Origin of the sequence: Paenibacillus algorifonticola, assembly GCF_050481745.1 — a bacterium.
Taxonomy (GTDB): Bacteria; Bacillota; Bacilli; order Paenibacillales; family Paenibacillaceae; genus Pristimantibacillus; species Pristimantibacillus algorifonticola_A.
On record NZ_JBCNGR010000059.1, the window covers coordinates 27,625 to 51,168 of the forward strand.

Consider the following 23,544-nt stretch of genomic DNA (forward strand, 5'->3'; position numbering starts at 1 on the left):
CATTATGTTAATTGAACAAGCTGTACCTTGCTCCTAAACAGGAAAAAACTTAACCATAAAATTTTCACGTTGACTTGAAGGTACCTCGCAAATATAAAACGTATTTGAATCATAATAATCTAATCTAGAGCCATTTTTGACGTCATTATATTTCATAATATCGTTGCCATTATTAATATCAATAGCCATGCTAAATTTAATATCATTGTTGATTTTACCATTTACGCTCACTTCAACCTCCATATATTTACATGAGCCAAACCATTTCGTCGAAAAATTGCCGCTTGTGCGACTTCTTTGATCACTTATAACTGAATTACTGGATACAACAACAGCGATTGGTCTGCTCATGATTCACACTCCTAAATTTAATGGGCTATCTTCATAAAAATTCATTTTGAATGATTTAATTGACATAGGGTTTAAATGTAATCATAAAATTTTTATTCGCTGGACATCTAACCTCACAAATGTATAATGAGTTGCTTCCTATATATCCCACTTGATCGTTATTCTTCACATCACGAGCTCTAACAGGATCACTGCCACTTTTATCTTCAGCAATACTGAAAGTTATCGTATTATCAATTTGACCATCGACTGTTACTTCAACCAACATGACATGGGCACCTCCAAACCATTCCGTAGAGAAGTTTCCACTTGAACGACTACCTTGCCCTGCTAAAGCATGTGGTTCTGACACAATAATCCCAATAGGCCTTTCCATAAACACAATCCCTCCTAGTTATAAGCTTGAAACTATTAAATGTAATTAACACTATAAATACCATATCAATACCAAATGGCATATACACCCAGATTATGATAATGGTATCCAAAAATAGAACTGGAAGTCCTTTTTTGGACATCATTTCATCAAGACTCCAGCGAACGGCTGCTACTGATGCAGTAGAGACACAGGCTGCTCCGGCTGCCAAAACGATCAAACAACGTGAGATGCTTATGATTAAAATACAGCAAGGGCTACTCCTGGAACTAAACGTTCCGGGGATAGCCCCTGTTTTATGCTTTAGGCAGCATACGGAAGGATAACGGTTGATGATTGTTGTTATCCCTTATTCCAAACCAGTTTATTATGAATTTTGAAGGGAATAAATACTAGAAAAATACCTGCTAATACGAATGCAGCTCCATAAATAACAAGCGATTGTGTATTTAGAGGGACATCAATACCTAATTCATTAATAACCATATTTTCACTTCTTGTCGGCAAAAGCATCAATTTTATACCTCGATAGCCAATATATAAGCCGACGATACATGCAATCATTTTAATATAAAGCCAGGATCTTCGCAGCTGCGCTGATTTAATTTCATCGATGTACAGCCAATAACCAATTACATTGAATAAAGTAAAGATGATTATCCATTTCCATTTCTTTTGAGTATGATTGACATACAAATTCGTAGTTGCCCAGACGATAAAGAGCAGCCAATATAAAATAAGCAATCCACGACCCATTAAATAAAATTTAAATGGAAATTTCCATAGCATCACATCAACAGCAATATCTGCATGGTCATTCTTGCCCTGAGACTGCAATGAATATTTATAGTTATTCGTAAACCAAATGCCGTTCGGAGAAGGATTTTCAAATTCCCCATAAGAATCGATAGGGGTACTCGCTGGATATACATATTCATAAGGATACTCTAAACTTGCTTTGCCGGCAGGAACCCGTTTAAAGCCGATTGCCGAAATGCTCGCATTATTTTTTAAAATCCCGGCTAGAAGCTCCTCTGACATTTCCTTATCACTATTAGCGTATATTTTAAACTCATCAAAAACTTGATTTACTTTGTTTTGCGATATATTGTCGTTCCATATGCTATATAGGAGCAAAATTGCGGAGCCTAAAACACCAAGTATAACAATGAGCGCTAAAAATCTCCTTGCTCTCGTTCGGCGAATCACATCATTTTCGGTTAATTCCTTCTTCAGTTTATCTACATCGCCGAATTTATCAAAGGCCGTTTGAATGCTCTCTTCCAAAGAAAGACCCTGGCTTTGCAATTCATCTATGGACTCCAACAAGTGGACTCGCATTTCTTCCTTAAGCTCTCTCACATGAGCGGTATCCCGTACATTTTGGTATAGCTCATCAATAAACACATCGACTTGCTTCATTATTCGACCCCTTCCAAAAAAGTGGAAAGCACTTGATTAATTTCAATCCACTCCTGTTTTTTCTGCCTCAATCGATCTACGCCCTCGGAAAGAATTTTATAATACTTCCTTCTGCTGCCCCCCGACTCGCTATCATTCCAATACGATTCTATAAGCCCATTTTTCTCCATTCTTTTCAAAGACAAATACATCGTTCCTTCTTTTAATTCAAATTGTGATTTGTGATGAGCCATTTTAGCCATCTCGTAACCGTACATATCTTTTTCAAACAGCAGCGAAAGAATAATAATATCGATATACCCCTTCAAAATCTCTTTCTCAATTGGCAAAAGGTGTCACCTCCTAAACTGCATTATATATTTATATACATTGCTATGCAAGGTAGTTAGTCAAAATAGGCACACATTCTGTTCATCCTTTGAGCAGCAAGAGAAAAAGCACCCCTCCCCTCTCATGGAGAGAGGCAAGGGATGCTTCGATTAAGGTTGGTAATACGCTCTAAAGTAAGCTCCTGAGTCGGTTGTGAGGTGGACTGGATCACGGTATTTTTTCAGATAGGTGCCAAAGGTCCAAAAGCGTCTGACGCTATCCTTAGTAAAATAAGTGGAAGTAGCCATCGGAACGGTAGTCAGCCCGTTTTTGTCCATCGTTTCGGGAGCGAGACGGCTGAATTTAAAAAATCCGTTCCCATTCCCATTGCCAATGGCGTTGTAGAAGCCCATAAGATCCATTTTCTCCGCATGCGTCTGGATCGTCATTTCCGTGAAGGCCATGTAAACACTATTATCGAGCTTGCGCCAAGTTGCAATGGAATCGGCAAAATAGTTCGCATAAACTCCCTTCGCTTCCCCCTTGCCCGTCACGGGAACATCGACGAAAATCATTCGGTGAAGCTTGACCGTAGCGACCTTCTTGGCCTTGATAGGGCTGTCGACCACATCAGCAAAGGAGGTAAACGGCATCCTGCTCCCCTCAACCTTCAAAGTAGCATCCTCGTGTGACAATATCAAATTCAAATCCTTCTGGCTAAGCTTGCTCGGATCCTCTACCCCAAGATGCGGCATATATCCTGTGTCATATGCATCTGCTATCGCATCCTTCAGGCTCATCCCCAGCTCCTCCAGCCTAACGAATTTGTAGCGCTTGCTATACCCATTTACAAAATGGTGATAATCCAATCCTATGCCCGGAATGCGCAGATAGGGCTCCAAGGTGCTGACATCAATGTGCTGCTCCAGGTCAATCCCCGCGCTTGCAACAGCTTCAGGCTTGTAGGTTCCGTCATTGTTAAAATAGGTTACTCTTTCGTATTTGAATTTCGTAATGCTGCTCAGGTTGCTGCCGGTTAATCCCACTTCACGCAGCTCATTTAAAGCCTGATAACCTTCAGCTTTGGTGCCCTCCACTCGCTTATAGCGGAGCAGACTGGCTGCCAGCTCAGCCTTCGAAATGGGATCAGCAGGCCGAAACGTGCCATCCTGCAGCCCTGTAATAATGCCCGTTCCTCGAATAACGGCGATGTACGGAATTTGCTTGTCCGCAATGCCGCCTTTATAAGTCTCAGGAGTAGGCAGCAGCGTATTCACCGTATCCGCCAGCGCTTGCTTGAAGCTTTCGTCGGACGCCGCAAGTCCGCTAGCCATCCATTTCATGATCTCAAAACGGGTCACCGCCTTGTCAGGCTGGAAGCCATTGGGGTAGTCATTTTTCGCAATCATTCCAAGGGCAACGAGCTTGCGCACATCGCTGCGGCTGCTATGCTTGTCCAGATCAGGAAATACCGACGCGGCATCCGCCATGTCGGGCTTTGGCAATTGGGTAACCCGGCTCAGCATGCTCGCCGCCTCAGCTCGTGTAAGGGCATTATCCGTCTTAACGGCTGAGCTTGCGGCGAACTCTTGAATAACCGCTCTCGCCGACACCACTTGCTCCCTAGGCAAATAAAAGAGTGACATAAGCAGAATAATCAAGCCTGTTACACCGATACGATAATAAAATTTAAAAATGATGATTCAACCCTCTCAACTTTATAATGTTATAAAAATAAATAATAAGCATAACCCCAAAATGATTTTCCTCTAGTTCTTTATACCCTTCATATTCATTTCACTCGTCCAATTCTACCACTATATAGGTGTTTTTTATAGTTTAAAAGCAGGACAAAACGCAAATTAATAATCATCTATTAGCCCATAATTAATGTCACTTTATATAACATTAATATGCCACAAACTAAAGCTGAGCTAGTAAAAAAGACAAGCTTCTACACACAAAAACATTGAAACCAGCTAAAAATTTGAAAATCACTCCTAAAAATCATCCTTTCATCCCATTCAAAAATAACTATTGACTTGTAAAGTACTTTTAATTTACTATTCATGTTATAAAACATAACAAACACTTTCATTCGACTGATCCACCTATAGAAAGGAGAGGTTCCCAGTGGGGGTAGCAAATGAACTTGATATTTATATAGCCATTAAAGATGCCATTATTCAGCAAAAGCTGCGCCCTAGCATGCAGCTCGTCGAGGAGGTTATTGCCGAATCGTTCGGCGTCAGCCGCACGCCTGTACGCAATGTGCTGCGCAAGCTGGCAGGCGAGAAGCTTGTGACGGTTATTCCATACAAGGGAACATTCGTTGCATGCCCTACGGTCGATGAGGCCAAGGAGGTTTTCGAAATGCGCAGAGTCATAGAAGCTTCCAGCGTGAGAAAAGTAAGTGGAAAGCTGACCGCCGATCAGCTCGGACAGTTAAGCAGGCTGCTTGATGAAGAGCATCAAGCTCATCACAACGGCGATCCTTTGCTCGCCTTGCGGCTCTCGGGCAACTTCCATCTCAAAATCGCCGAGTTCACGGGCAATAATTATTATTACCGCTATTTGGAGGAGCTTATATCGCTCACCTACGTGATCATCGCCCTATATGGCATGAGCAAGCATATGCATTGCAGCGATCATCGGCGATTAGTGCTTTTAATCGAGCAAGGCGACGCGGAGCAGGCGGAACGTTTGATGATCGAGCATTTAAAGGAAATTGAAGATACGCTCCAGTTCGAAGAAAAGGGAACGGCCCCTCAGTCCTTAAGCGAGGTTTTCCGCTTCGCAAACGGTCATTACGCCAGTGCGAAAAGCTGAGACGGCAGGCCGATCATTTTTTTTGCACAGGATTGTATCCAATCTTGGATTTCATGTTGGATGGGATACCTTCATAAATGGGATACAACAAGGGACATGTTTGGTAGAAAGCGAGGGATAGCGATGAAGTTGATGGTGCGAAATGCAGGAAAGCGTTTTGGTGAACGGACGATATTGAAAAATGTCGATTTGACGGTGGATGCTCATGAGTTCGTATGCATTCTCGGACATAGCGGCTGCGGCAAATCTACGCTGCTTAATATGATCGCCGGCTATTTGCTGCCTGATGAAGGGGAACTGCTCGTAGATGGCGAGCTGATTCGCGGACCTTCCAAAGCTCGCGGCATGGTTTTTCAAGATCACGCTCTGTTCCCTTGGTACACGGTGCTTGAAAATATAAGCTTTGGGCCGGAAGTCCAAGGTGCGGGAAAAGCAGAGGCTAAGAAAGTTGGCAGACAGTTTTTAAGCCTGGTTGGCTTGGAGAAATATGCGGATCAATACCCAGCCGAATTGTCAGGCGGGATGAAGCAGCGGGTAGGCATTGCCCGGGCGCTTGCAAGCTCCCCCGATATTTTGCTGATGGATGAGCCTTTCGGAGCTCTGGATATATTGACCCGCGACATGATGCGCAGAGAGCTGCGCCGCATTTGCGAGAAGCTAAAGCCCACTACTTTGTTCGTGACACACAGCATAAGCGAAGCGATTTATTTGGCTGACCGGGTTGTCGTTATGAAAAATGGTGTCATTGCTGATGAATTTAAAGTCGACATTCCGCATCCCCGCACCTTCGATATGCCCGGCTTCGGCGAGGCTATGCAGCGAATCGAGCACGTATTGATGGAGAATGAACGGGAGGAGGCCGTACAATGAGCGAGACATCAGGTTCTTTCACAGCCGAGGGAGCGCAAGCGGGCAAGCTTGGGGCACATCAGGCCATACGCAGGTTGAAGGCTAAGCCTAGCTCCAGCTTTATGCGAACATCGAATTTCATTCCTTATCTGGCCTTTTTCATACTATGGGAAGTATTTTCTCAAATAAATATGAAAGCGGCCCTGTTTAATCCGCTTTTTCTCCCACCCCCTTCACTCGTTATTATTGATGCTTGGGCACTTGCGCAAACAGGCCTTCTCTTTGACAGCTTGCTGTCCAGCACTTTGCGTATTGCCGCCGGTTTTGTAATCGGCTGTGTGCTTGCCGTTTTTATCGGCGTATTAATGAGCAAGTTTCGTCAGGTAGAGCGCTGGATGTCTCCTCTGCTGAATTTAGTAGGTCCGATTCCGGCACTCGCCCTGCTCCCTCTGATTATTATCTGGTTTGGAATCGGCGAATTTCCGAAGGTGCTGCTCATTGCCTGGACGACGTTCCTTCCGGTATTGGTGTATACGGTAGACGGGTTCAAAACCGTCCCATCCACCCTTATCCGTTCGGCGATGAGCCTTGGCGCTTCGGAGCGGCAAATTTTCAGAAGAGTGCTGCTTCCCTCCGCCATTCCGAGTTTCATTGTGGGGGCCAGAGTCAGCCTTGGCTTATCCTTCTCCGCACTAATCGTCTCCGAGATGATGGGAGCCAAATCCGGACTCGGCTATATTATCGTAGATGCGCGGAATTATTTTAAAATTTCCAATATGTTCGTCGCCATTATTTGTATTGGCTTGATTTATAGCATTTTCTCGGCGCTGCTTAAGCTGCTGGAGAACAAAGTTCTTAGCTGGCGTAAAGGAGGGATGAACGAGGCGGTTGAGAAGTAGCATGCACACCTAGGGGAGCTTGACTCGCTTTATGCAGCTGGCAGCATCATGAAATTAAAACTTGGAATTTAGAGACAAAAAACAATGGGTATAGGGAGAGATTACGATGGCTAATCAGAAAAAATGGGTTCAACAATTTTTGGTCGTTTCCGCTCTGGCATTGGCGTTGACGGCATGCGGAACGAAAGAAGAAGCTACGAGCGCAAGCGGAAACGTAAGCTCTGCCCCTACTGCCGCGGCTGCAGAAACAAGCTCGCCTGAGGCTGCTGCCGATAACACTCCCGAGACGACAACCGTTACACTCGTCGGCGTACGCGACGCCCAAATTTCCTCCCAGCAAATTATTGCCGATAAGCTTGGCTACTTCAAGGAAGCAGGCCTCGATGTAACAAGCCAGCTCATTGAAAGCGGCCCGGATATTGCTCCTTTGGTTGCGGGGGGCAGCGCTCCTGTCAGCATACAGACGAACTTTATGGATATTATTTTGAAATCCTCCAATATTCCCGTGAAAATTGTAGCCCCGCTAGCCCAAATTGCCGGTACACAAGCAGTCGTTGGCTCCAGCAAGCTGGAATTGAAAAGCGCTAAGGATCTGGAAGGCAAAACAATCGGTATTCCAAGCGGAGCAGATGTCAAGTTCGCCATCGATAATATGGGCAAGGAGCTTGGCGTTGACGTAAGCAAAATCAAATACGTCAACCTTGCGCCGAGTGACGCCGTTGTCGCTTTACAAAACGGGTCTATCGATGCGATGGCCGCTTGGGAGCCGTTCATTACGAAGGCGATTCAAGGTGGCGGCAAGTTTCTGTTCAGCGGCACAAAAAGCGAGCTTCCTGATAAAACGGGCGCTGTGAACTGGATGAGCGTGCATACGACGGTACAGGTAACCGACGATTATTTGAAGGAAAACCCGAACACGATTAAAGCAATGCTTGGTGCTCTAGAGAAAGCGACAGCTTACATTAATAACAATCGGGAAGAAGCGATTAAAATATTGGCGCCAGAGCTGCACTTAACCGAAGATGAGCTTAGGGAGATTATGAACCGCAACGTATATGCCATGGAAGTAAACGATACTTACATTAACGGGAGCAACGGCCAGGCCGTAGGCGAATATTTGAAAAGTGTAGGAAATATTAAAAGCATCCCTGATTTCGCTTCGTACCATGATCTGAGCTTGCTCAAAGCGCTTGATCCTGCGCTAGTAACCGAGTAACAGAGTAGCTGAGTAGATATAAAAATAAGAGGAACATAAAGGGAAGGGAAGGCTGAGCCCTTGTGGTTCTGCCTTCTATGTTTATAACCTCCTGATCGGACAGAGGTGAGCTTATGAAGGAACCATTGGATTTAATCATCCGGGACGGCTCGGTTGTCCTAAGCCATGATGTTCGCCAAATGGATATTGGTATCCACAATGGGCGAATTGTACAGCTGGCTGAGCGGCTGACGACTCCTGCCAAGCAGACGGTTCAGGCAACCGGCATGATTGTAATGCCCGGCATGATCGACGCCCATGTCCATTTGAACGAGCCGGGACTTGGGGATTGGGAAGGCTTCGCCAGCGGCTCCGCAGCTCTTGCGGCAGGCGGCTGCACCACCTATATAGATATGCCGCTAAATGGCATTCCTCCGACCGTTACCGTTGCTGCATTGGAGCAAAAGCTGGCCGCTGCGCAAGGAAAATCTGTTGTGGATTATGCGTTATGGGGCGGGCTTGTGCCGGGGCATCTCGATGACTTGCAAGCGTTGGATGAGGCTGGCGTCATTGGCTTCAAGGCCTTTATGTCTTCTCCCGGAGATCCGTCGGAGGATGCCTTTCGCGAGGTGGATGATGCGACGCTGCTGGCAGGGATGAAGGTTATCGCGGAGCTTGGACATGTGTTGGCGCTTCATGCGGAAAGCGAGCCCATCGTCTCTGCATTGACGAAAGAAAAGCTGGCCAAGGGCGAAATAGGTGCGGCAGATTATACCGCCTCGCGTCCGGTGCAAGCTGAACTTGAGGCGGTTGAACGGGCTCTCCTGTTCGCAGAGCAGACGGGATGCGCTTTGCATTTTGTCCATATTAGCAGCGCCGATGCCGTCCAGACGATAGCCAATGCTAAGAAGCGCGGTATGGATGTGACCTTGGAAACTTGCCCACATTATTTGGTGCTCACAGACCGTGATTTGGAGCTGATTGGTCCAGCAGCCAAATGCGCCCCTCCATTACGGAGCAAATCCGAGCAGGAAAGGCTGTGGGCGATGCTTGCTGCTGGACATATCGATATGATCGCCTCCGACCATTCCCCCTGCCCGAGCGAATTGAAGCAATCGGACAATTATTTTACGGCGTGGGGTGGCATAGCGGGAGCGCAAAATTCGCTGGAGCTGATGATTGATGAAGGCTACGCGAAGAGAGCGATTCCACTCCCGGTGCTTAGTCGGATGCTGTCATTCGCGCCCGCCACAAGGTTTGGCCTCAGCGATACGAAGGGCGAAATACGGCTCGGAGCGGATGCGGACCTTGTTATGGTTCAGCTCAATGCTCCATATACCCTTGAAGCCGAGCATCTCTATCATCGTCATAAGCATAATCCTTATATCGGCAGAAAATTCGGCTGCCGTGTCATGGCTACTTGGAGCCGAGGCAATTTGGTATATGAGGTTAAAAGTGGCATTGCACAGCCGTTTGCAGGGCAATGGAAGAGCGGTGCTCCCGCTTGTGCTAAGCAGCAGGTGTGATCTCTCACGTATTCGCACTATTTTTAGCTGATAAAATGAAGCAGCCCTTCAATTTCTCTCTAATGAGAACTGAAGGGCTGTTTTCACTTATAGAGGAACTTAAATAGCTGTCGAAGAAGCAGCAAATCGTTCTTGGTGCTGCCGCTACCGTGCCAACGCTCAGATGGGCGAAGCGGATCGACGGCGCCTAGCCGTTCGATGCTGCAGCAGCTGTATGAAAGGAAGCGACCGCCTCTCCTCCTTGCTTCTAAGTTAGGTTTTAGCTTGAATGTTCACGACGAAGGGGACGATAAACGTCTTCCCGCCGCGCTGAAATTGTCCCCATATTTTATATACACCAGGCTCTGGAAACTCGGTGGCAAAAACAGCATCTGGACCCTTTGCAGACTCATCCAGCGGATGCACATGCAAATATTTTGCCAAATCTCCGCTAATAATGACGACATGGCCCACAGCGCCCAAATAAGGCTCTAAATCTGTAACCGGCTCACCCGTCGCTGCATCCTCAAGGGTGTACGTGAGCTTAGCTTCCTCGCCCGCTTTCGTCGTTGACAGCGCGAGCTTCACCTGCTGTCCTTCCACCGTCTTCACAAGCTCTTGGTCTGCCTTAAGCTCGACTTTAGCAGCAGCTTGCCCCGTAACTTCCACCTCTGTACTCATCGTCTGCTGCGCGGCACCTGTTGGAATAAAATCGGCAAACAGCTTGTATGCGCCAGCGGCCGGGAACGTTTCCTTCACTGTAAATTTGCCGCCACTTTCATAATTCGGGTGTATATGTGAAAAATAGTTCAAGTCGCTGCTTACGGCAATCAAATGCATAAGCTTCTCATGGTTCAAATCAAACTTCTCGATTGGCCCACCCGCAGCATCCGTGACATTAAGCTCAATGACTTCTTCCGCGCCTGCTGCTGGCTGTCCACTCTGGAAGCTCCACAACACGTCGGCATTTGCCTGTTCATGCTCCATACCGTCCATATCTCCATGGCCGCTATGACCGTTATTGCTTTCTGCCTGCTCGCTCCCATCATGCCCATTGTGTGCGCCTGACTCCGCAGCTTCCGGTGCAGCTGCCGGACTGGACTGCTCATGCCCTTCATGACCGCCTGCACTTGTGCCGCTAGTGTTTGCGCTATTCGAACCGCATGCTGCCAGCATGCCCGCAAGCGCGATCATCGTCATATAGAGCGCCGCTTTACTTTTTGCCATTTTCCTTTTCCCAACTCCTTTTTTAAAAAACACAAAAAGCCGCTCCTTCTCCAAAGACCAAACCATCTTGCTATGTTCGCTTCGGAAAAAGAGGGCTCTGCAAGCTTAGCTTATGCCCCGTGTTATACGACGTCGAAACCGGTGTTTTCAATCGCTTCTTTAATGGAAGCCAGTGATACTTTCTTTGCATCAAACTCCACCGCTACTTGTCCAGCTGCTAAATCGACTTTACCGCTTGCTCCCGCTTCATTTACAGCCTTCTCCACTGTGCTCACGCAATGTCCACAGGACATGCCTTCTACTTTAAGTGTTACATTTTCCATCTTTATAGCCTCCTTGAGTGATGTTTTATTATTTCATTAATTTCTTTACGGTAATCAACAGCTCGTCAATAACTTCATGCTCGCCTGCCTGAATGCGATCGACAATACAGCTTTTCATATGCCCTTCCAGCAGCAGCTTGCCTACCCCGTTTAATGCCGATTGCGCAGCTGCTATCTGAGTGAGCACATCATCGCAATACGTATCCTTCTCAATCATCGCCTTCACGCCGCGGATTTGACCTTCCACCTTGTTTAGACGCCTGATCAAATTCGCTTTCGTTTCATCGGAATGGTGGCTCAGACGCTCCATGGACTGGCCGTCGCCTGCACCGCCTGAATCCATATGCTGATGCAAACAAGCCGATTTCGTTTTTTTGTCCATTTCAATACCTCCAGGGGGTATAGCATAAGCTTATTTTTATATTAGCATACCCCTACAGGGTATGTAAAGCCGTATAAAAGGCTAGATGCATAGAATCAAAAAAACAGCAGCTCCAGACCATAAATGCGTGTCCTGAACTGCTGCTTTTGGGAAAAATAAGATCATATAGGGTCGGGCATGAGTTCGTTTAGTGAATTTCTTTCTTGCTAAAGTTGCCGCCGCTCACATCAGATACATGCTCAATGGCAACGAATGCGCGGGGATCAATGTCATGGACGATGGATTTAAGCTTCGCCACTTCCAGACGGTTGACTACGCAGTAGATCATTTGCGTTTCTTCTCTGGAATAGCCGCCTCTTGCCTGAATATAAGTTGTGCTTCTGCCCAAGCGGCTCATAACAGCTTCAGAAATTTCCTCGTATTCGGCAGAAATAATGGTAACCGATTTGGATTCATCGAGACCCTCCACCACAATATCCATCACTTTCGTCGCGATATAATACGTGAACATCGAATACATGGCGGAATCCCATTTGAAGACGAAGCCTGCCAAAATGAAGATGAACACGTTGACGATCATAATAAATTGTCCAACCGGCATGGAAAACTTCTTCGAGGCTAAAATCGCCAAAATTTCCGTGCCATCCAGCGATCCGCCAAAACGGATAACGAGACCGATACCACCGCCGAGAATAATACCGCCGAACAATACAGCAAGCAGCTTATCCTCTGTAAAAGCGTCAACGTGATGCAGCATTTGCGTCGTTACGGACATGACCACGATACCGTATAAAGTAGATATCGCAAACGTTTTACCAATTTGCTTGAAGCCGATGAACAGGAATGGCAGGTTCAAGAGGAAAATAAAAATACCCAGAGGCTTGTCAGTCAGGTGAGAGATCATAATCGAAATACCGGTAATTCCTCCGTCGATGACGCTATTTGGGACGAGGAACAATTCCAGTGCGACGCCCATGAGGACGGCTCCGATTGTAATAAACAGCGTTCGTTTCAAAATTTCAAGCTTTGAGAGCTTCTTATGCGCTTTTGCCATACTTTGCCTCCGACTATTTTCTTTTAAGACTAGCATAGAAATGGATATTTTTCAAAACAACGGCTGGAAATATTGCAAGAATGTCGTCAGTCGCATATAATTAGACCGATCAGTCGGTCTATCAGGAGGGACAGCAAATGGTCAAGGGACGTTCAGATGGTGAAGAAACCAAACGCCGCATCGCCTCCACGGCAAAGCAGCTTTTTGTCCAGAAAGGCTATGGCGCCGTTTCCATGAACGAGGTATGCGAGAGCAGCAAGGTCAGCAAAGGCAGCCTATATCATCATTTCCCGAGCAAGGAACAGCTTTTCCTTGCAGTGGTTGAGGAAGACAGTGAGCAATGGCGCTTGGCATGGGATCGTAAACGAGAGATGCTGACTACTGTTGAGGAACAGCTTTATGCACTTGCCGAGCATTACGCCCATGATTTTCAAAATCCGCTTATGAAAGCCATGGAGGAATTTTCGCGCAGCCAGGCGTTCACACAGGAGGAAATCTTCAATCGCCTCCTCCAGATCATGAATAACGCATCGCAAGCCTGCCGCGACCTTATTCGCGAGGGGCAAGCCAGTGGCCTATTTGTTGCTTGTGAGGAGGAAGAGCTTGTTTTGATTGTCAGCAGCATGATGGAGGGCCTTGGAAAAGTGTATTATACGATTGACAGGGAGCAGGAACCGGATCGGGTCTCTAAGCTGTTTCATCTGGCAGCCAAGCTGCTGTTGAATGGTATACGCGCTAAGTGAAGGATAGCTGGCGCTTTTTTTTAGCTATTAATTAGACCGGTTGGTCGGTCTATAATCGAAGGGAATGAATACCATGTTATATCAGAACCGTACTTTTCGCATTATTCTTTTTTCTGATGTATTGCAGCAGCTGGCGATTTGGATTCGCAATATGGCACTCCTCTTTTTTGTCATGGAGCAGACAAATGGCAATAAGGTAGCCGTATCCCTGCTGTCGATTTTGGAATACGCGCCGATTCTTATCTTTTCCATCGTTGGCGGCGTGCTTGCCGACCGCTGGAATCCGAAGCGCACGATGATTGCGAGCGACCTGCTCAGTGCCGTGTCAATTGGCGTTATTTTGCTCATGCTCGCCAACGATTGGTGGGGCGCGCTTTATGCATCGGTATTCGTGTCGGCAATACTAAGCCAATTTTCACAGCCTTCGTCGGCAAAGGTGTTCAAGCGGCATATTCCAGAGGATCAGGTTCCCGCCGCAATTGGCCTTTCGCAAAGTCTGTCGTCGTTGTTTCTTATTCTTGGCCCGATTGTAGGAACGGCGATTTATCAATGGGCAGGAATCACTACATCGCTGCTTGTGCTGCCTGTGTTATTTCTATTGTCAGCCGCCGCGCTCACACTGCTGCCTAAGGAAAACAAATCACAGGAACGTTCAAACGTTTCCTTTAAAAATGATTTAACTGCCGGCTACCGTTTCGTAATGGCTGAGAAAAGCTTATTGCGATTATTTTTAACCTTCGCCTTCATCGGTCTAGCTGCAGGGCTCGTTCAACCGCTAGAAATATTTATAGTGACCGAAAGGCTTGGCCTTAGCAAGGAAAATGTGCAGTGGTTTGCCACCGTCGACGGCATTGGCCTGCTGCTGGGCTCGCTGCTTGCAGCGCTGTTGCCCAAGCTGCTTCAAGCTAAATTTTTGCTGCCGCTCGCGCTCGCCTTTCTTGGCTTTACGTTTATAGTGGAAGGGTCCTCTATCTGGCCGCTGGTGACTGGAGCATTTCGCTTCGCCAATGGCATGCTGCTCGCCGTTCTTAATACGGCAGTTGCCAGCTTTGTCATTGCAAAAATTCCCGATGAAATGGTCGGCAAGGTCAATGGTCTGATGACCCCATTGTTCACAGGGGCAACCCTGCTTGGCACAGCCGTATCCGGACTGCTCTCGACTTCGATCGGCTTGGTTCCTGTCTACCTTATAGCGGCAGCCGTGTGTTTGATATCCGTGCTTCCCTCGCTCAAGGTGCATTTTCAGAAAAGAGACGCAGCCGCCTTTGTAGATGAGCAAGCACTATAGACAGACGATCATCGCGTTTCCTTCCGGATCTGCGGCAAAAAAATGATGCTCCTGCTCGATTCCTTGAAGGATTCGGGCTTGTTTGCCCTGCATGAATGGGTACGCAGCTTGTATATTCGAGGCACGCAGCATAAAGGTAGGGAATCGGTCCCAATCAGGATGGCTGCGATTATCATCAAGCAAAATCCCTGGGCCTTTTTCTAAATCAAACCAATAGACCGGCCCTCCATCCTGGCGTTCAGAGCTAATCGCTTGGCCTAACAGACGGGCATACCACTTCGTTGCCCTTTCCACATCTTGAACAGGCACTACAATGGAGGGAATGAGCAGGCTTATAGGAGATTCAGCAGGTTCGGCTAAATTAGGCGCTGGAGGTATCCACTCCGAATAAACGATCAACAGCCGATTGCCTTCTGAATCGGTTATCTCAAAGCAGGCTAGTCCATCATGAACATGTTGGATTGGAAGTTAATCACATCGTTTTTCTTTTGTCATATAATCTCGACCAGAAGCGCTTCCTCCGAGCATGATCGTGAACTCCCAGCCTGTCAGCCTTCCAGCCACTCGCTCGCCTCCAGCTCCAGCATCGCCCATTCGCAAAAAGCTAAGGACGTCCGCGTATCCATCTTTCGTTTGCTAAGCAGCAAATATCGCCCAAGCAGCCGTGCATTTTTCTTGCGTGCATTCTCCCCGCTTACCCGCCTCTCCTCTAGAGCACGCATAAGCCCTTCGTAACGTACCAGCTCACTCCTGCAAAACGCTTCGCGCGTAGCAAGGAGCTCCTTCGCCTTTTCCGGCTCTGACAGCCATAAGCCATACAGCTTAAAATGCAGCTCGTCCCGCAGCACAGGATTTTCCGCAGGCAGCTCCACCCATCTTCCCAGCTCCGTTAGCCCTTTATCGGTAATGGAATATTCCTTCTTGTCCGGCTTTTCCTGCTGCTCGATCCGCTCAAAAGTGATGTAGCCGTTTTGCTCCAGCGCGGCAAGCAGCGGGTAAATTTGACTGTGGCCCGCCTGCCACAGCGGCTTTATTTTTTGCGCTAAATCATAGCCTGTCAGTGGACTGGCGCTTAGCAAAGCAAGCAATCCGTAGGATAAAGTGTTTAATCGCATCGTATAACGGCCTCCCACTATGTCAATATTGACATATAAAATGCATAAGTGTAACATAGATAACACAGAATATTATATGTAAAAGTAGACATATAAGCAATGACAGGAGGACATTTGTTTTGGAGGAGCAGACGACTACGGTACGATTTTGGCCAATTATGATTGCGATTTTCTTCGGAACGTTCCTTTCCGTGCTCAGCACAACGACGATTAATATTGCGCTTCCGCTGCTGATCGAGCATTTCCATTCGGAGCTTTCAACGATGCAGTGGATGGTGACGGGCTTCATGCTGGCAACCGGGGTCATATCGCCACTCGTCGGGTATTTAGGAGGACGATTCAGTTATAAACGATTATATTTATACGCGCTGGTCGGCTTTACGCTATTTTCGTTATTGTGCGCAGCCGCATGGGATACGACGTCGCTGATCGTATTTCGAATGCTGCAAGGGGCATGCAGCGGGCTTATTATGTCCTGTACGATGACGATTATATTTCAGGTTGTGCCGAAGGAGCGCCGGGCATTTGCGGTAAGCCTATGGTCGCTGTCGGCGATGGTCGCGCCTGCGATTGGCCCGACTTTCAGCGGCTGGCTGCTGCAGCAGGCAAGCTGGCATTGGCTGTTTTTGTTCAATGTGCCGATCGGGCTGATTGCGATTATTTTGACCCAAAAGCTAATTCCTTATTATCGGATGAACATCCCCAAATCGCTTGATATTCCAGGCGTCATGACCGTTATTCTTGGCAGCCTGGCACTGCTCGTAGCTTTCAGTGAGGGCAACAGCTGGGGCTGGAGCTCATGGCAAACGCTGCTGCTTATGGCTGCAGGCGTCGCTTTGCTGGGCCTCTTTATTTGGCGGGAGCTGACGGCCAAGGAGCCGCTGCTGAATTTGCGGGTATTCCGCATTCGCCGCTTTACCGTTATGCTGAGCATCTACGGTATGGTGACGGTCGCGCTGTACACGGGGACGTATTTGACTCCGCTGTTTTTGCAGCAGGTACAGCTCGAAAGCCCCCTTGCAACAGGGCTGATTTTGCTGCCCTCCTCCGTCATATTGGCGCTTCTAAGTCCAATTGCCGGAAAGCTGTATCCGAAGCTTGGAGCGGTGAAAATGATCAGCATCGGCATCGTATTTATTTTTGCAGGGCTGTTTATGCTGAGCTGGCTGCATATGGATACGGCGTATAGCTTCGTACTGTGGGGAATGATCATTCGCAATATCGGGCTTGGCTTTGCTTCCGTTCCGAGCAGTACCGCCTCCATGGAAGAAATTCCGCCTGAGTGGTCCGGTCATGCCGCTTCCATCAGCAACTGGATTCGCAATGTGCTCAGTTCCTTCGCTATTGCAGTGTTTACGGGACTCATCTCCAGCCGTTCCGCCATCCATAGCAGCGAGCTGATCCAGTCTGGCGCTACTGATACGAATACGATTCGCCTAATGTCGTTTACAATGAGCATTAATGATGTGTTTGTGGTCGGTGCCATTACAGTGCTGGCCGGCTTCCCTCTCTTGCTGCTGCTTAAACAGCGGAAGGGGCGGGCGGCGGTTTTGCAGCCAAGCAGGTTATGAATGATGGGTTAATGAGATTATGAACACCAAAGCACCCAACACCAATACAACAAAGCACCAATGAAATGGGCAATTGCGCCTGCTTCATTGGTGCTTTTCGATTTGAAGCCTATTTTATTCTGATGCTTTACAGCTCCAGCAGCTCGCGTTTTTGGGCTTCAGGGTCAGCAATTACTTGAATGCTATGGTTGAAAATGAGCGTCGAACGCTCCGGCTTGCTGTATGCAGGCCAAGTGACATTTTCAACATTAGGCGCGCCTTGTTTGGCGAAAGCAAGCCACGCATCCTGCATGCGCCAAGCTAACTGCCTCATGGACTCATCGGGTGTAACGCCCATGTTCTGCATTTGCTCCAGCGTATTGAACACAAAGAAGATTTCAATGGCGTGAATCGCTTTATTCAGCAGCGGGTGCTCCGGAAGCACCCAGTCAAAACGATACATCCATACAGGCGCATGCTCGCTTTGTGCGGTGGCGAACTGCAGGGACGAACGCCAGAAAAAGGCTTCGGTCATCATTTGCGCTTGTCCGTCTGACGTTTGCGGATAAGCAGCCGCGGCTGTGGCCGCGTTTTTGATATCCGGCGCCATAAAAGCCAACGCTTTGGTCATATCAAGATTATCATCAAAAGGCATATCGGGCCGGATGAAAAAATGCCCCTCATTCAAATTCGTCCCGATTAGCAGAGGAATGTCCGCCGCTGCCCCTTCCTGAATGGCCTCAAGCGGCGTCTGCGGAAGCGTCGCCTCGTCGGGCACCGGTTGAAACAGCAGCGCAAATCGGTCTCCCGCCTGCTCCTTCAGCTTTTCTCCTGCTGCAAAAATCTGCTCCGCCGGCACGCTCCTTAGCTTATCCAACTCAGATGGGCTAATGCCGAGAGCTTGAAGCAGGCCTGCCCGGATGGCATCCGCTTGCTGAGGCGCAATGGACTGTGAGGCACCGCTTTGCATAATGGCACGATTGTACAAGCCTTTCGCCTTCGGCATAGCCAGCAGTGCTGCAATGCTCATGCTGCCTGCTGATTCGCCAAAAATGGTGACGGCAGCGGGATCGCCGCCGAACGCCGCGATATTATTTTTCACCCATTCCAGTGCTGCTATTTGATCTAGAAGTCCTGCATTCGATACGAAGGAGCCGCCAAGCGGCGCGAGATGCAGAAACCCGAACGGCCCTAGACGATAATTGATCGTTACGACGATCACATTTCCTCGCTTCACCAGCTCTGATCCATCATAGAGAGGCAAGCTTCCTGCTCCAGTCAAGAAAGAGCCGCCATGAATCCATACCATAACTGGAAGCGGCGCGGCTGCATTTTCAGTAACGGCTGCTTCCGGTGCCCATACATTCAAATAAAGGCAATCTTCAGATTCGTGGAACGTACCTGCGGCAAACTCCGCTGACGTCCCATTGTGTCTCGGCTGTATATTTTCAGGGCCAAAATGGAAAGCTTCTCTGACGCCTTCCCACTGCTCAGGCGGAACAGGCGCTGCAAATCGCAGCTCATCTACCGGCGGCTTGGCAAAGGGAATTCCCTTCCAAACGGAAACTCCGTTCAACTGCTGCCCTTTAACCGCGCCATCCTTCGTATTTACCTCGATCGTTGACATGCTTCACTCTCCCTCATTGCCCATAATAGAACGCAAAAAATGTTGAAAACAAACGAAATGACCGATTTGTTTTTTCGGTCAGTCCCTTATTATTTATGATAGCAAATGGGCGTCCGCTTATCAATTTTATGCCTTTTTAACTTCTAATTTCCTGATCCTAAGGGGCTTCTAGTTCCATCCATAATCCATTTAATGATGAGCTGTTTTTACTAAAGGAAATATACTTGGTTGCAGACGAATAAGGATTTATTTTAAAAATGCAAAAAGCCGTCCCCGCCATTTTACTGACGGATGGACAGCCCTGTTATTATTGCAGATTGTATACTCCCGCTAAAATTACGCCGCTTTCTGACTTCCCTTCTGATCCTTGCGCTCCAGCGCCATGCTCCACCCACTCAGCAGCACCGCTCCCAGCACCATCAACGCGCCGATCCAGGTCGTATGAATAAGCCCGATGGAAGCAGCAATGATGCCGCCAAGATAAGCACCGATAGCAATTCCTGCATTAAAGGCAGCAATATTAATCGCCGAGGCCACATCAACTGCACGCGGCACAAACCGTTCGGCCAGCATCACAACGTACACCTGCAAACCCGGCACGTTCATAAAATGCAGCAGTCCCATCGCAATAATCGTCACTAGACCGATGATTTTGAAAGGCGCCGTAAATGTCAGGATAACGAGCACAACGGCCTGTACCATAAACATATAAAACAAAGCAACAATCGGGTTGCGGTTGGCAAGCTTTCCGCCAATCATATTACCGAGCGCAATCGCAATACCGTATACGAGCAAAATAACCGTGACCGTTCCCGATTTAAATCCGGTTATTTGCTGCAATAGCGGGGATAAATAAGTGAATACGACAAATGTGCCACCGTAGCCCAAGGCGGTGATGGCGAACAGCAGCAATAGCCGGCCATTTTTGACCAATTGCAATTGATCTTTAAAGGAAGAACGGGCTCCTTTGCGCAAATCGCCTGGAATGAGCAGCAGGTTCGCGATAAACGCAAGAACGCCGACAATTACAATAGCGACAAAAGCCGTTCGCCAGCCCCACAGCTGGCCGATAAATGTACCGAGCGGCACACCGGTTACCGTCGCAACGGTCAATCCGCTGAACATAATCGAAATCGCGCTGGCACGGCGGTTCGCCGGAACAAGGTCTGCCGCAATCGTCGAGCCAATCGACATAAATAGGCCATGCGAAAAAGCCGAAACGACGCGCGCGATCAGCAGCACCTCAATGCTAGCCGATGCTGCCGCTAAGCTGTTGCCGATAATGAAGATGAGCATAATCCACATGAGCAGCGTTTTGCGTGACAAGCTGGACGTTAGGGAGGTAAGGATGGGAGCGCCAATCGTTACACCCAGTGCATAAAGCGAAACAGTCAGCCCCGCTGACCGAAGCGATACCTGCAAGTCCTCTGAAATCAGCGGCAGCAGCCCGACGCTTATAAATTCCGTGGTACCAATGGCAAATGCGCTAACGGCGAGAGCCAGCAGTGCCAATGTGCTTCTTTTTTGATTAATAGTCATGTTATATTGCCTCCTATTCTGTCGTGTATCTATTGGGTACGGTTCACTTCGCGAGTAGCCGCAATGGATCGATAAATGCTATGATAGGTTATATCTATCCAAAAGAATAGTACGTACTTTTCAGTACTGTAGGCACTAAAAAGTACCTATAAATACCGATCAGCAAGGAGGAGCAGCATGACAAAGAAGAAATACAATATTTCCGTAGAAGCGACGCTTGAGGTAATCGGAGGAAAATGGAAATGCGTCATTCTGTGCCATCTCACCCACGGCAAGAAGCGGACTAGCGAGCTGAAACGGCTCATGCCAGGCATTACGCAAAAAATGCTCACTCAGCAGCTCCGCGAGCTGGAGGACGATGGAATCGTGAACCGGATTACGTATAATCAAGTGCCGCCTAAAGTCGAATACGAGCTGACCGAATACGGACTCAGCCTCGACAGCATTTTGAGCGCCCTCTGCAACTGGGGAGAAGAGCATATTATCCGGATTTATGGCGATAAGTATTCGATGCTGGAGGATAGTGTTTTGAATAAATAAGCACAGTCTGCTGCTTAGTAGCATGGCGATGTAGTTGTAGAGGTAGAGGTAATATTGGAGTTTGTGTTTCGCGGGGCTTTTCTAAAGCTATTCTAAAAAAAGGCTTATTCCTCCTTGAAGTCCAAGTGGAACGAGCCTCTTCCATATGCTATCTAAAATGCTCTCTCCTTTTTTTAGTTTCTAAATCGGCTAGTCTTACAGGTATAGGCAGTCTGCTTTCTTTATTAATTAACGCCAGCGTGATGGCTGTCGCTGTATCTATATCGATCCAATTGCCGCATGAAATAAAAATAGGCTTCACATCTTTATGCGTTCTAAGCGCTCGTCCATAAACGATGTTGTTGATTACAATATTGGTGAACGCCCCTGCTTCATTCGCCGGCATATCAAAATCAACCGAATCGATTTTTAAATAAGTTTTCGCCATACCTATCGTCGGTTTATTCAGATGGAAGGACGCATGTGTGGCGATTCCCATATTTCTAGGATGCAAATATCCATTGCCATCAAACATGATCATATCCGGATCACTAGTCAACAGCTTAAACGTATCAATAATTAAAGGCAATTCTCTAAAAGATAAATAGCCCGGTATATAAGGCACCTTAATTTCAGCTTTTAAAGACTGTATCTCTACAACCTCTTTCGTTAGAAAATCTACGACACATATGCAGCACACTGCAATTGTCTTCTCAGCTTCCTCCCAGTACGCTAAATCCACTCCGGCAATGAGCTTAATGTCTTCTATTTTAAAATGTTTTTCTAACTTAATTTGCTGAACTAAATCCTGTTGAATGGCATCATAGCTTCCGGTTATTTTATTTTCCATTTTGTTTGGACCTTTCGTTATATGTATTCATGACTAAAACTGCGACTTTATCAGGGGATACAGCCTGAGGTGGCATCATCGTCAGTAGTCCACAGCATGATCATACCTTTTATAGCTGTTTTAAGATTTGTTCTCTAACACCTTTATCGAACTTAGCCCCTTCTATGTTAGCCCCTTTCCAAATCACATCTTCAAGTTTAGCATTTGTAAAGTCAGCTGCTTGAAAATGACCATTCCATAGTGTAGCTCCAGTTAAATCAGCTCCTGAGAAATTCGCATTCCTAGCTTGTACTTCGGATAAATTGGCCTTGATGAAATCAGATCCTTCAAAGTTTCCATCTATGAGAATAGCACCAGCAAAGACGGCTTCATCAAAATAGGCCTCGATTGCAGTAATTCCCGTTAGATTCGCCTGGCGAAATGTAGCCTCATTGAAAGTCGTTCCAGATAAATGGCCATGGTAAAAATCCACCTCGTCAAAACAAGTCTCTATACACGTACTTATTTTTATCTGCGCATACTTCATCTGAGCTTTACGCAGGTTCGCCTCGCTTAATACACAATCAGCGATATCGGCTTCCTCCAAATTACAGCTTTCCAGATTAGCCTTGTCAAATTCACAATCACGCAAAGAGACACTTAATAGCTCAGAGCCACGCATGTTCGTACCATGAGCCATAATTCGATCTGCCCTTAGCTCTGATAAGTCTGAAAAAGATAGATCCAGCCCGCCTATCTCTAAGTAATCCAGTATACTTTCTTCTAATCGAACTCTATTAATCGTCTCCATAATTTTTGCTAAATCATTCGACTGCTCTCCCATTTCAACACCTGCCTTATAAAAATTAGCTTTTTAAATACTGTTACTGTAGATACTCCTGCAATTTCGACTTTCATAGAAAAAAGAACAGCTTGCAGCCTGTGCTGCAAAACTGTTCTTCTCCCACTCATTTTTGCCTCTCATCCACAGGATTGAATGTTCCTGTTATTCAGCAAATAAAGAGTGGCTGCTTTTTTACTCTCTATCTTTAAAAAAATCCTCTTCTAGATAGGGGTAGTTCAGTAGTTCTAAATCTTCCTTAGCCAAATAACTCGTTTGATATTCATCTAAATGGGTGTTGATCAGTAAACTCCCTTTAACCCTTTTTATTAATGGATAGGAGGTATCATCTTCAACAAGCATATCCTTATCGTTCAACTGCAGTATTTTCCCAATAACTTCAAGCATCTTTAACCACCCAATATCAAAAGTACGCGATATAAATTGAATACTAATAGGAACATTTGTATCCACCCCATGATCTTCGAGATTCATCTCTCGAAAGCGTTTAATATAGTCTTCTTCTTCATCTAAATCTATACTTAGTGAAAAATAAGTGCAACCAATACTCACTTGCTGAGCACCAGATCGATCCCTTACTTCCACTTCATAATTAATTAATTCTACAAAAAACACTTCGCATATCATATCGTAAAGTATCTTTCGCAAGGCTTCTCTAGGCAAATCAGAACCAATAGATACCCTAAAATCCATTTTAATCAAACCTCCAATACCCTCTTGTTACTTGACGACCTGGAGTTGTCAAGAAAAG

General features: G+C 46.9%; 25 protein-coding genes. 9 read left to right on the forward strand and 16 right to left on the reverse strand.

Annotation, left to right across the window (positions count from 1 at the left end; all coding sequences use genetic code 11):
- Window positions 1–33: 33 nt before the first annotated feature.
- From ABEW34_RS30960 to ABEW34_RS30980, 5 genes are all read right to left on the reverse strand, one after another.
- Window positions 34–351 carry a hypothetical protein gene (locus tag ABEW34_RS30960; protein ID WP_430165405.1) on the reverse strand — a complete coding sequence of 106 codons (318 nt, stop codon included), beginning with the start codon at window positions 349–351 and terminating at the stop codon, window positions 34–36.
- 55 nt (window positions 352–406) lie between these two features.
- Window positions 407–727, reverse strand: coding sequence for a hypothetical protein (locus ABEW34_RS30965; RefSeq protein WP_430165408.1), 321 nt, complete (start codon window positions 725–727; stop codon window positions 407–409).
- 342 nt (window positions 728–1,069) lie between these two features.
- Complete coding sequence (locus tag ABEW34_RS30970) at window positions 1,070–2,149, reverse strand: permease prefix domain 1-containing protein (RefSeq protein ID WP_430165411.1); 1,080 nt, start codon at window positions 2,147–2,149, stop codon at window positions 1,070–1,072.
- Entirely contained in the window at window positions 2,149–2,478 is a 330-nt protein-coding gene (locus tag ABEW34_RS30975; protein WP_430165414.1) for a PadR family transcriptional regulator, read from the reverse strand. The genes ABEW34_RS30970 and ABEW34_RS30975 overlap by 1 nt, the downstream gene beginning before the upstream one ends.
- Window positions 2,479–2,628: 150 nt before the next feature.
- Entirely contained in the window at window positions 2,629–4,119 is a 1,491-nt protein-coding gene (locus tag ABEW34_RS30980) for an S-layer homology domain-containing protein (RefSeq protein ID WP_430165417.1), read from the reverse strand.
- 472 nt (window positions 4,120–4,591) lie between these two features.
- Here ABEW34_RS30980 and ABEW34_RS30985 point away from each other — a divergent pair, with 472 nt between their 5' ends.
- From ABEW34_RS30985 to ABEW34_RS31005, 5 genes are all read left to right on the forward strand, one after another.
- Complete coding sequence (locus ABEW34_RS30985; RefSeq protein ID WP_430165420.1) at window positions 4,592–5,287, forward strand: GntR family transcriptional regulator; 696 nt, start codon at window positions 4,592–4,594, stop codon at window positions 5,285–5,287.
- Between the two features lie 123 nt (window positions 5,288–5,410).
- Entirely contained in the window at window positions 5,411–6,157 is a 747-nt protein-coding gene (locus tag ABEW34_RS30990; RefSeq protein ID WP_430165423.1) for an ABC transporter ATP-binding protein, read from the forward strand.
- A complete protein-coding gene (locus ABEW34_RS30995) occupies window positions 6,154–7,035 on the forward strand; it encodes an ABC transporter permease (RefSeq protein WP_430165426.1) in 882 nt (293 codons plus the stop codon). The genes ABEW34_RS30990 and ABEW34_RS30995 overlap by 4 nt, the downstream gene beginning before the upstream one ends.
- A 106-nt stretch (window positions 7,036–7,141) precedes the next feature.
- Window positions 7,142–8,251: an ABC transporter substrate-binding protein gene (locus tag ABEW34_RS31000; RefSeq protein ID WP_430165429.1), complete on the forward strand. Its 1,110-nt coding sequence runs from the start codon at window positions 7,142–7,144 to the stop codon at window positions 8,249–8,251.
- Window positions 8,252–8,364: 113 nt separating this feature from the next.
- Complete coding sequence (locus tag ABEW34_RS31005) at window positions 8,365–9,756, forward strand: allantoinase (protein ID WP_430165433.1); 1,392 nt, start codon at window positions 8,365–8,367, stop codon at window positions 9,754–9,756.
- Between the two features lie 252 nt (window positions 9,757–10,008).
- Here ABEW34_RS31005 and ABEW34_RS31010 read toward each other — a convergent pair whose 3' ends face one another.
- The 4 genes from ABEW34_RS31010 to ABEW34_RS31025 form a co-directional block, all read right to left on the reverse strand.
- Window positions 10,009–10,962, reverse strand: coding sequence for a hypothetical protein (locus ABEW34_RS31010; RefSeq protein ID WP_430165436.1), 954 nt, complete (start codon window positions 10,960–10,962; stop codon window positions 10,009–10,011).
- A 122-nt stretch (window positions 10,963–11,084) separates the two neighbouring features.
- Entirely contained in the window at window positions 11,085–11,285 is a 201-nt protein-coding gene (locus ABEW34_RS31015) for a copper ion binding protein (protein WP_430165439.1), read from the reverse strand.
- A gap of 28 nt (window positions 11,286–11,313) precedes the next feature.
- A complete protein-coding gene (locus tag ABEW34_RS31020) occupies window positions 11,314–11,628 on the reverse strand; it encodes a metal-sensitive transcriptional regulator (RefSeq protein WP_430165471.1) in 315 nt (104 codons plus the stop codon).
- A gap of 226 nt (window positions 11,629–11,854) precedes the next feature.
- Window positions 11,855–12,721 carry a YitT family protein gene (locus ABEW34_RS31025; RefSeq protein WP_056037378.1) on the reverse strand — a complete coding sequence of 289 codons (867 nt, stop codon included), beginning with the start codon at window positions 12,719–12,721 and terminating at the stop codon, window positions 11,855–11,857.
- Between the two features lie 137 nt (window positions 12,722–12,858).
- Here ABEW34_RS31025 and ABEW34_RS31030 point away from each other — a divergent pair, with 137 nt between their 5' ends.
- Together ABEW34_RS31030 and ABEW34_RS31035 are read left to right on the forward strand one after the other, a co-directional pair.
- Window positions 12,859–13,464, forward strand: a complete 606-nt coding sequence (locus ABEW34_RS31030) for a TetR/AcrR family transcriptional regulator (RefSeq protein ID WP_430165442.1) — start codon at window positions 12,859–12,861, stop codon at window positions 13,462–13,464.
- Window positions 13,465–13,537: 73 nt separating this feature from the next.
- The gene (locus ABEW34_RS31035) at window positions 13,538–14,752 is read left to right on the forward strand and encodes an MFS transporter (protein ID WP_430165445.1); all 1,215 of its coding nucleotides are present in this window, start codon (window positions 13,538–13,540) and stop codon (window positions 14,750–14,752) included.
- Here ABEW34_RS31035 and ABEW34_RS31040 read toward each other — a convergent pair.
- Both ABEW34_RS31040 and ABEW34_RS31045 read right to left on the reverse strand, forming a co-directional pair.
- Window positions 14,747–15,151: a VOC family protein gene (locus ABEW34_RS31040; RefSeq protein ID WP_430165447.1), complete on the reverse strand. Its 405-nt coding sequence runs from the start codon at window positions 15,149–15,151 to the stop codon at window positions 14,747–14,749. The two genes, ABEW34_RS31035 and ABEW34_RS31040, sit on opposite strands and share 6 nt — an antisense overlap.
- Window positions 15,152–15,300: 149 nt before the next feature.
- On the reverse strand, window positions 15,301–15,867 hold the full coding sequence (locus ABEW34_RS31045) for a PadR family transcriptional regulator (RefSeq protein WP_430165450.1): 567 nt from the start codon (window positions 15,865–15,867) through the stop codon (window positions 15,301–15,303).
- 119 nt (window positions 15,868–15,986) lie between these two features.
- Here ABEW34_RS31045 and ABEW34_RS31050 point away from each other — a divergent pair, with 119 nt between their 5' ends.
- Window positions 15,987–17,438 carry a DHA2 family efflux MFS transporter permease subunit gene (locus ABEW34_RS31050; protein WP_430165453.1) on the forward strand — a complete coding sequence of 484 codons (1,452 nt, stop codon included), beginning with the start codon at window positions 15,987–15,989 and terminating at the stop codon, window positions 17,436–17,438.
- 127 nt (window positions 17,439–17,565) lie between these two features.
- Here the strand turns inward: ABEW34_RS31050 and ABEW34_RS31055 are convergent, their stop codons facing one another.
- Together ABEW34_RS31055 and ABEW34_RS31060 are read right to left on the reverse strand one after the other, a co-directional pair.
- On the reverse strand, window positions 17,566–19,044 hold the full coding sequence (locus ABEW34_RS31055) for a carboxylesterase/lipase family protein (protein WP_430165456.1): 1,479 nt from the start codon (window positions 19,042–19,044) through the stop codon (window positions 17,566–17,568).
- 336 nt (window positions 19,045–19,380) lie between these two features.
- Entirely contained in the window at window positions 19,381–20,583 is a 1,203-nt protein-coding gene (locus tag ABEW34_RS31060) for an MFS transporter (RefSeq protein ID WP_430165459.1), read from the reverse strand.
- A 177-nt stretch (window positions 20,584–20,760) separates the two neighbouring features.
- Between ABEW34_RS31060 and ABEW34_RS31065 the strand changes: the two genes are divergently transcribed.
- On the forward strand, window positions 20,761–21,123 hold the full coding sequence (locus tag ABEW34_RS31065; protein WP_099518597.1) for a winged helix-turn-helix transcriptional regulator: 363 nt from the start codon (window positions 20,761–20,763) through the stop codon (window positions 21,121–21,123).
- 148 nt (window positions 21,124–21,271) lie between these two features.
- Here ABEW34_RS31065 and ABEW34_RS31070 read toward each other — a convergent pair whose 3' ends face one another.
- From ABEW34_RS31070 to ABEW34_RS31080, 3 genes are all read right to left on the reverse strand, one after another.
- The gene (locus tag ABEW34_RS31070; RefSeq protein ID WP_430165463.1) at window positions 21,272–21,952 is read right to left on the reverse strand and encodes an endonuclease V; all 681 of its coding nucleotides are present in this window, start codon (window positions 21,950–21,952) and stop codon (window positions 21,272–21,274) included.
- 109 nt (window positions 21,953–22,061) lie between these two features.
- Window positions 22,062–22,775, reverse strand: a complete 714-nt coding sequence (locus ABEW34_RS31075; protein WP_430165466.1) for a pentapeptide repeat-containing protein — start codon at window positions 22,773–22,775, stop codon at window positions 22,062–22,064.
- Between the two features lie 192 nt (window positions 22,776–22,967).
- On the reverse strand, window positions 22,968–23,486 hold the full coding sequence (locus ABEW34_RS31080) for a hypothetical protein (protein ID WP_430165469.1): 519 nt from the start codon (window positions 23,484–23,486) through the stop codon (window positions 22,968–22,970).
- Between the last annotated feature and the right edge of the window lie 58 nt (window positions 23,487–23,544).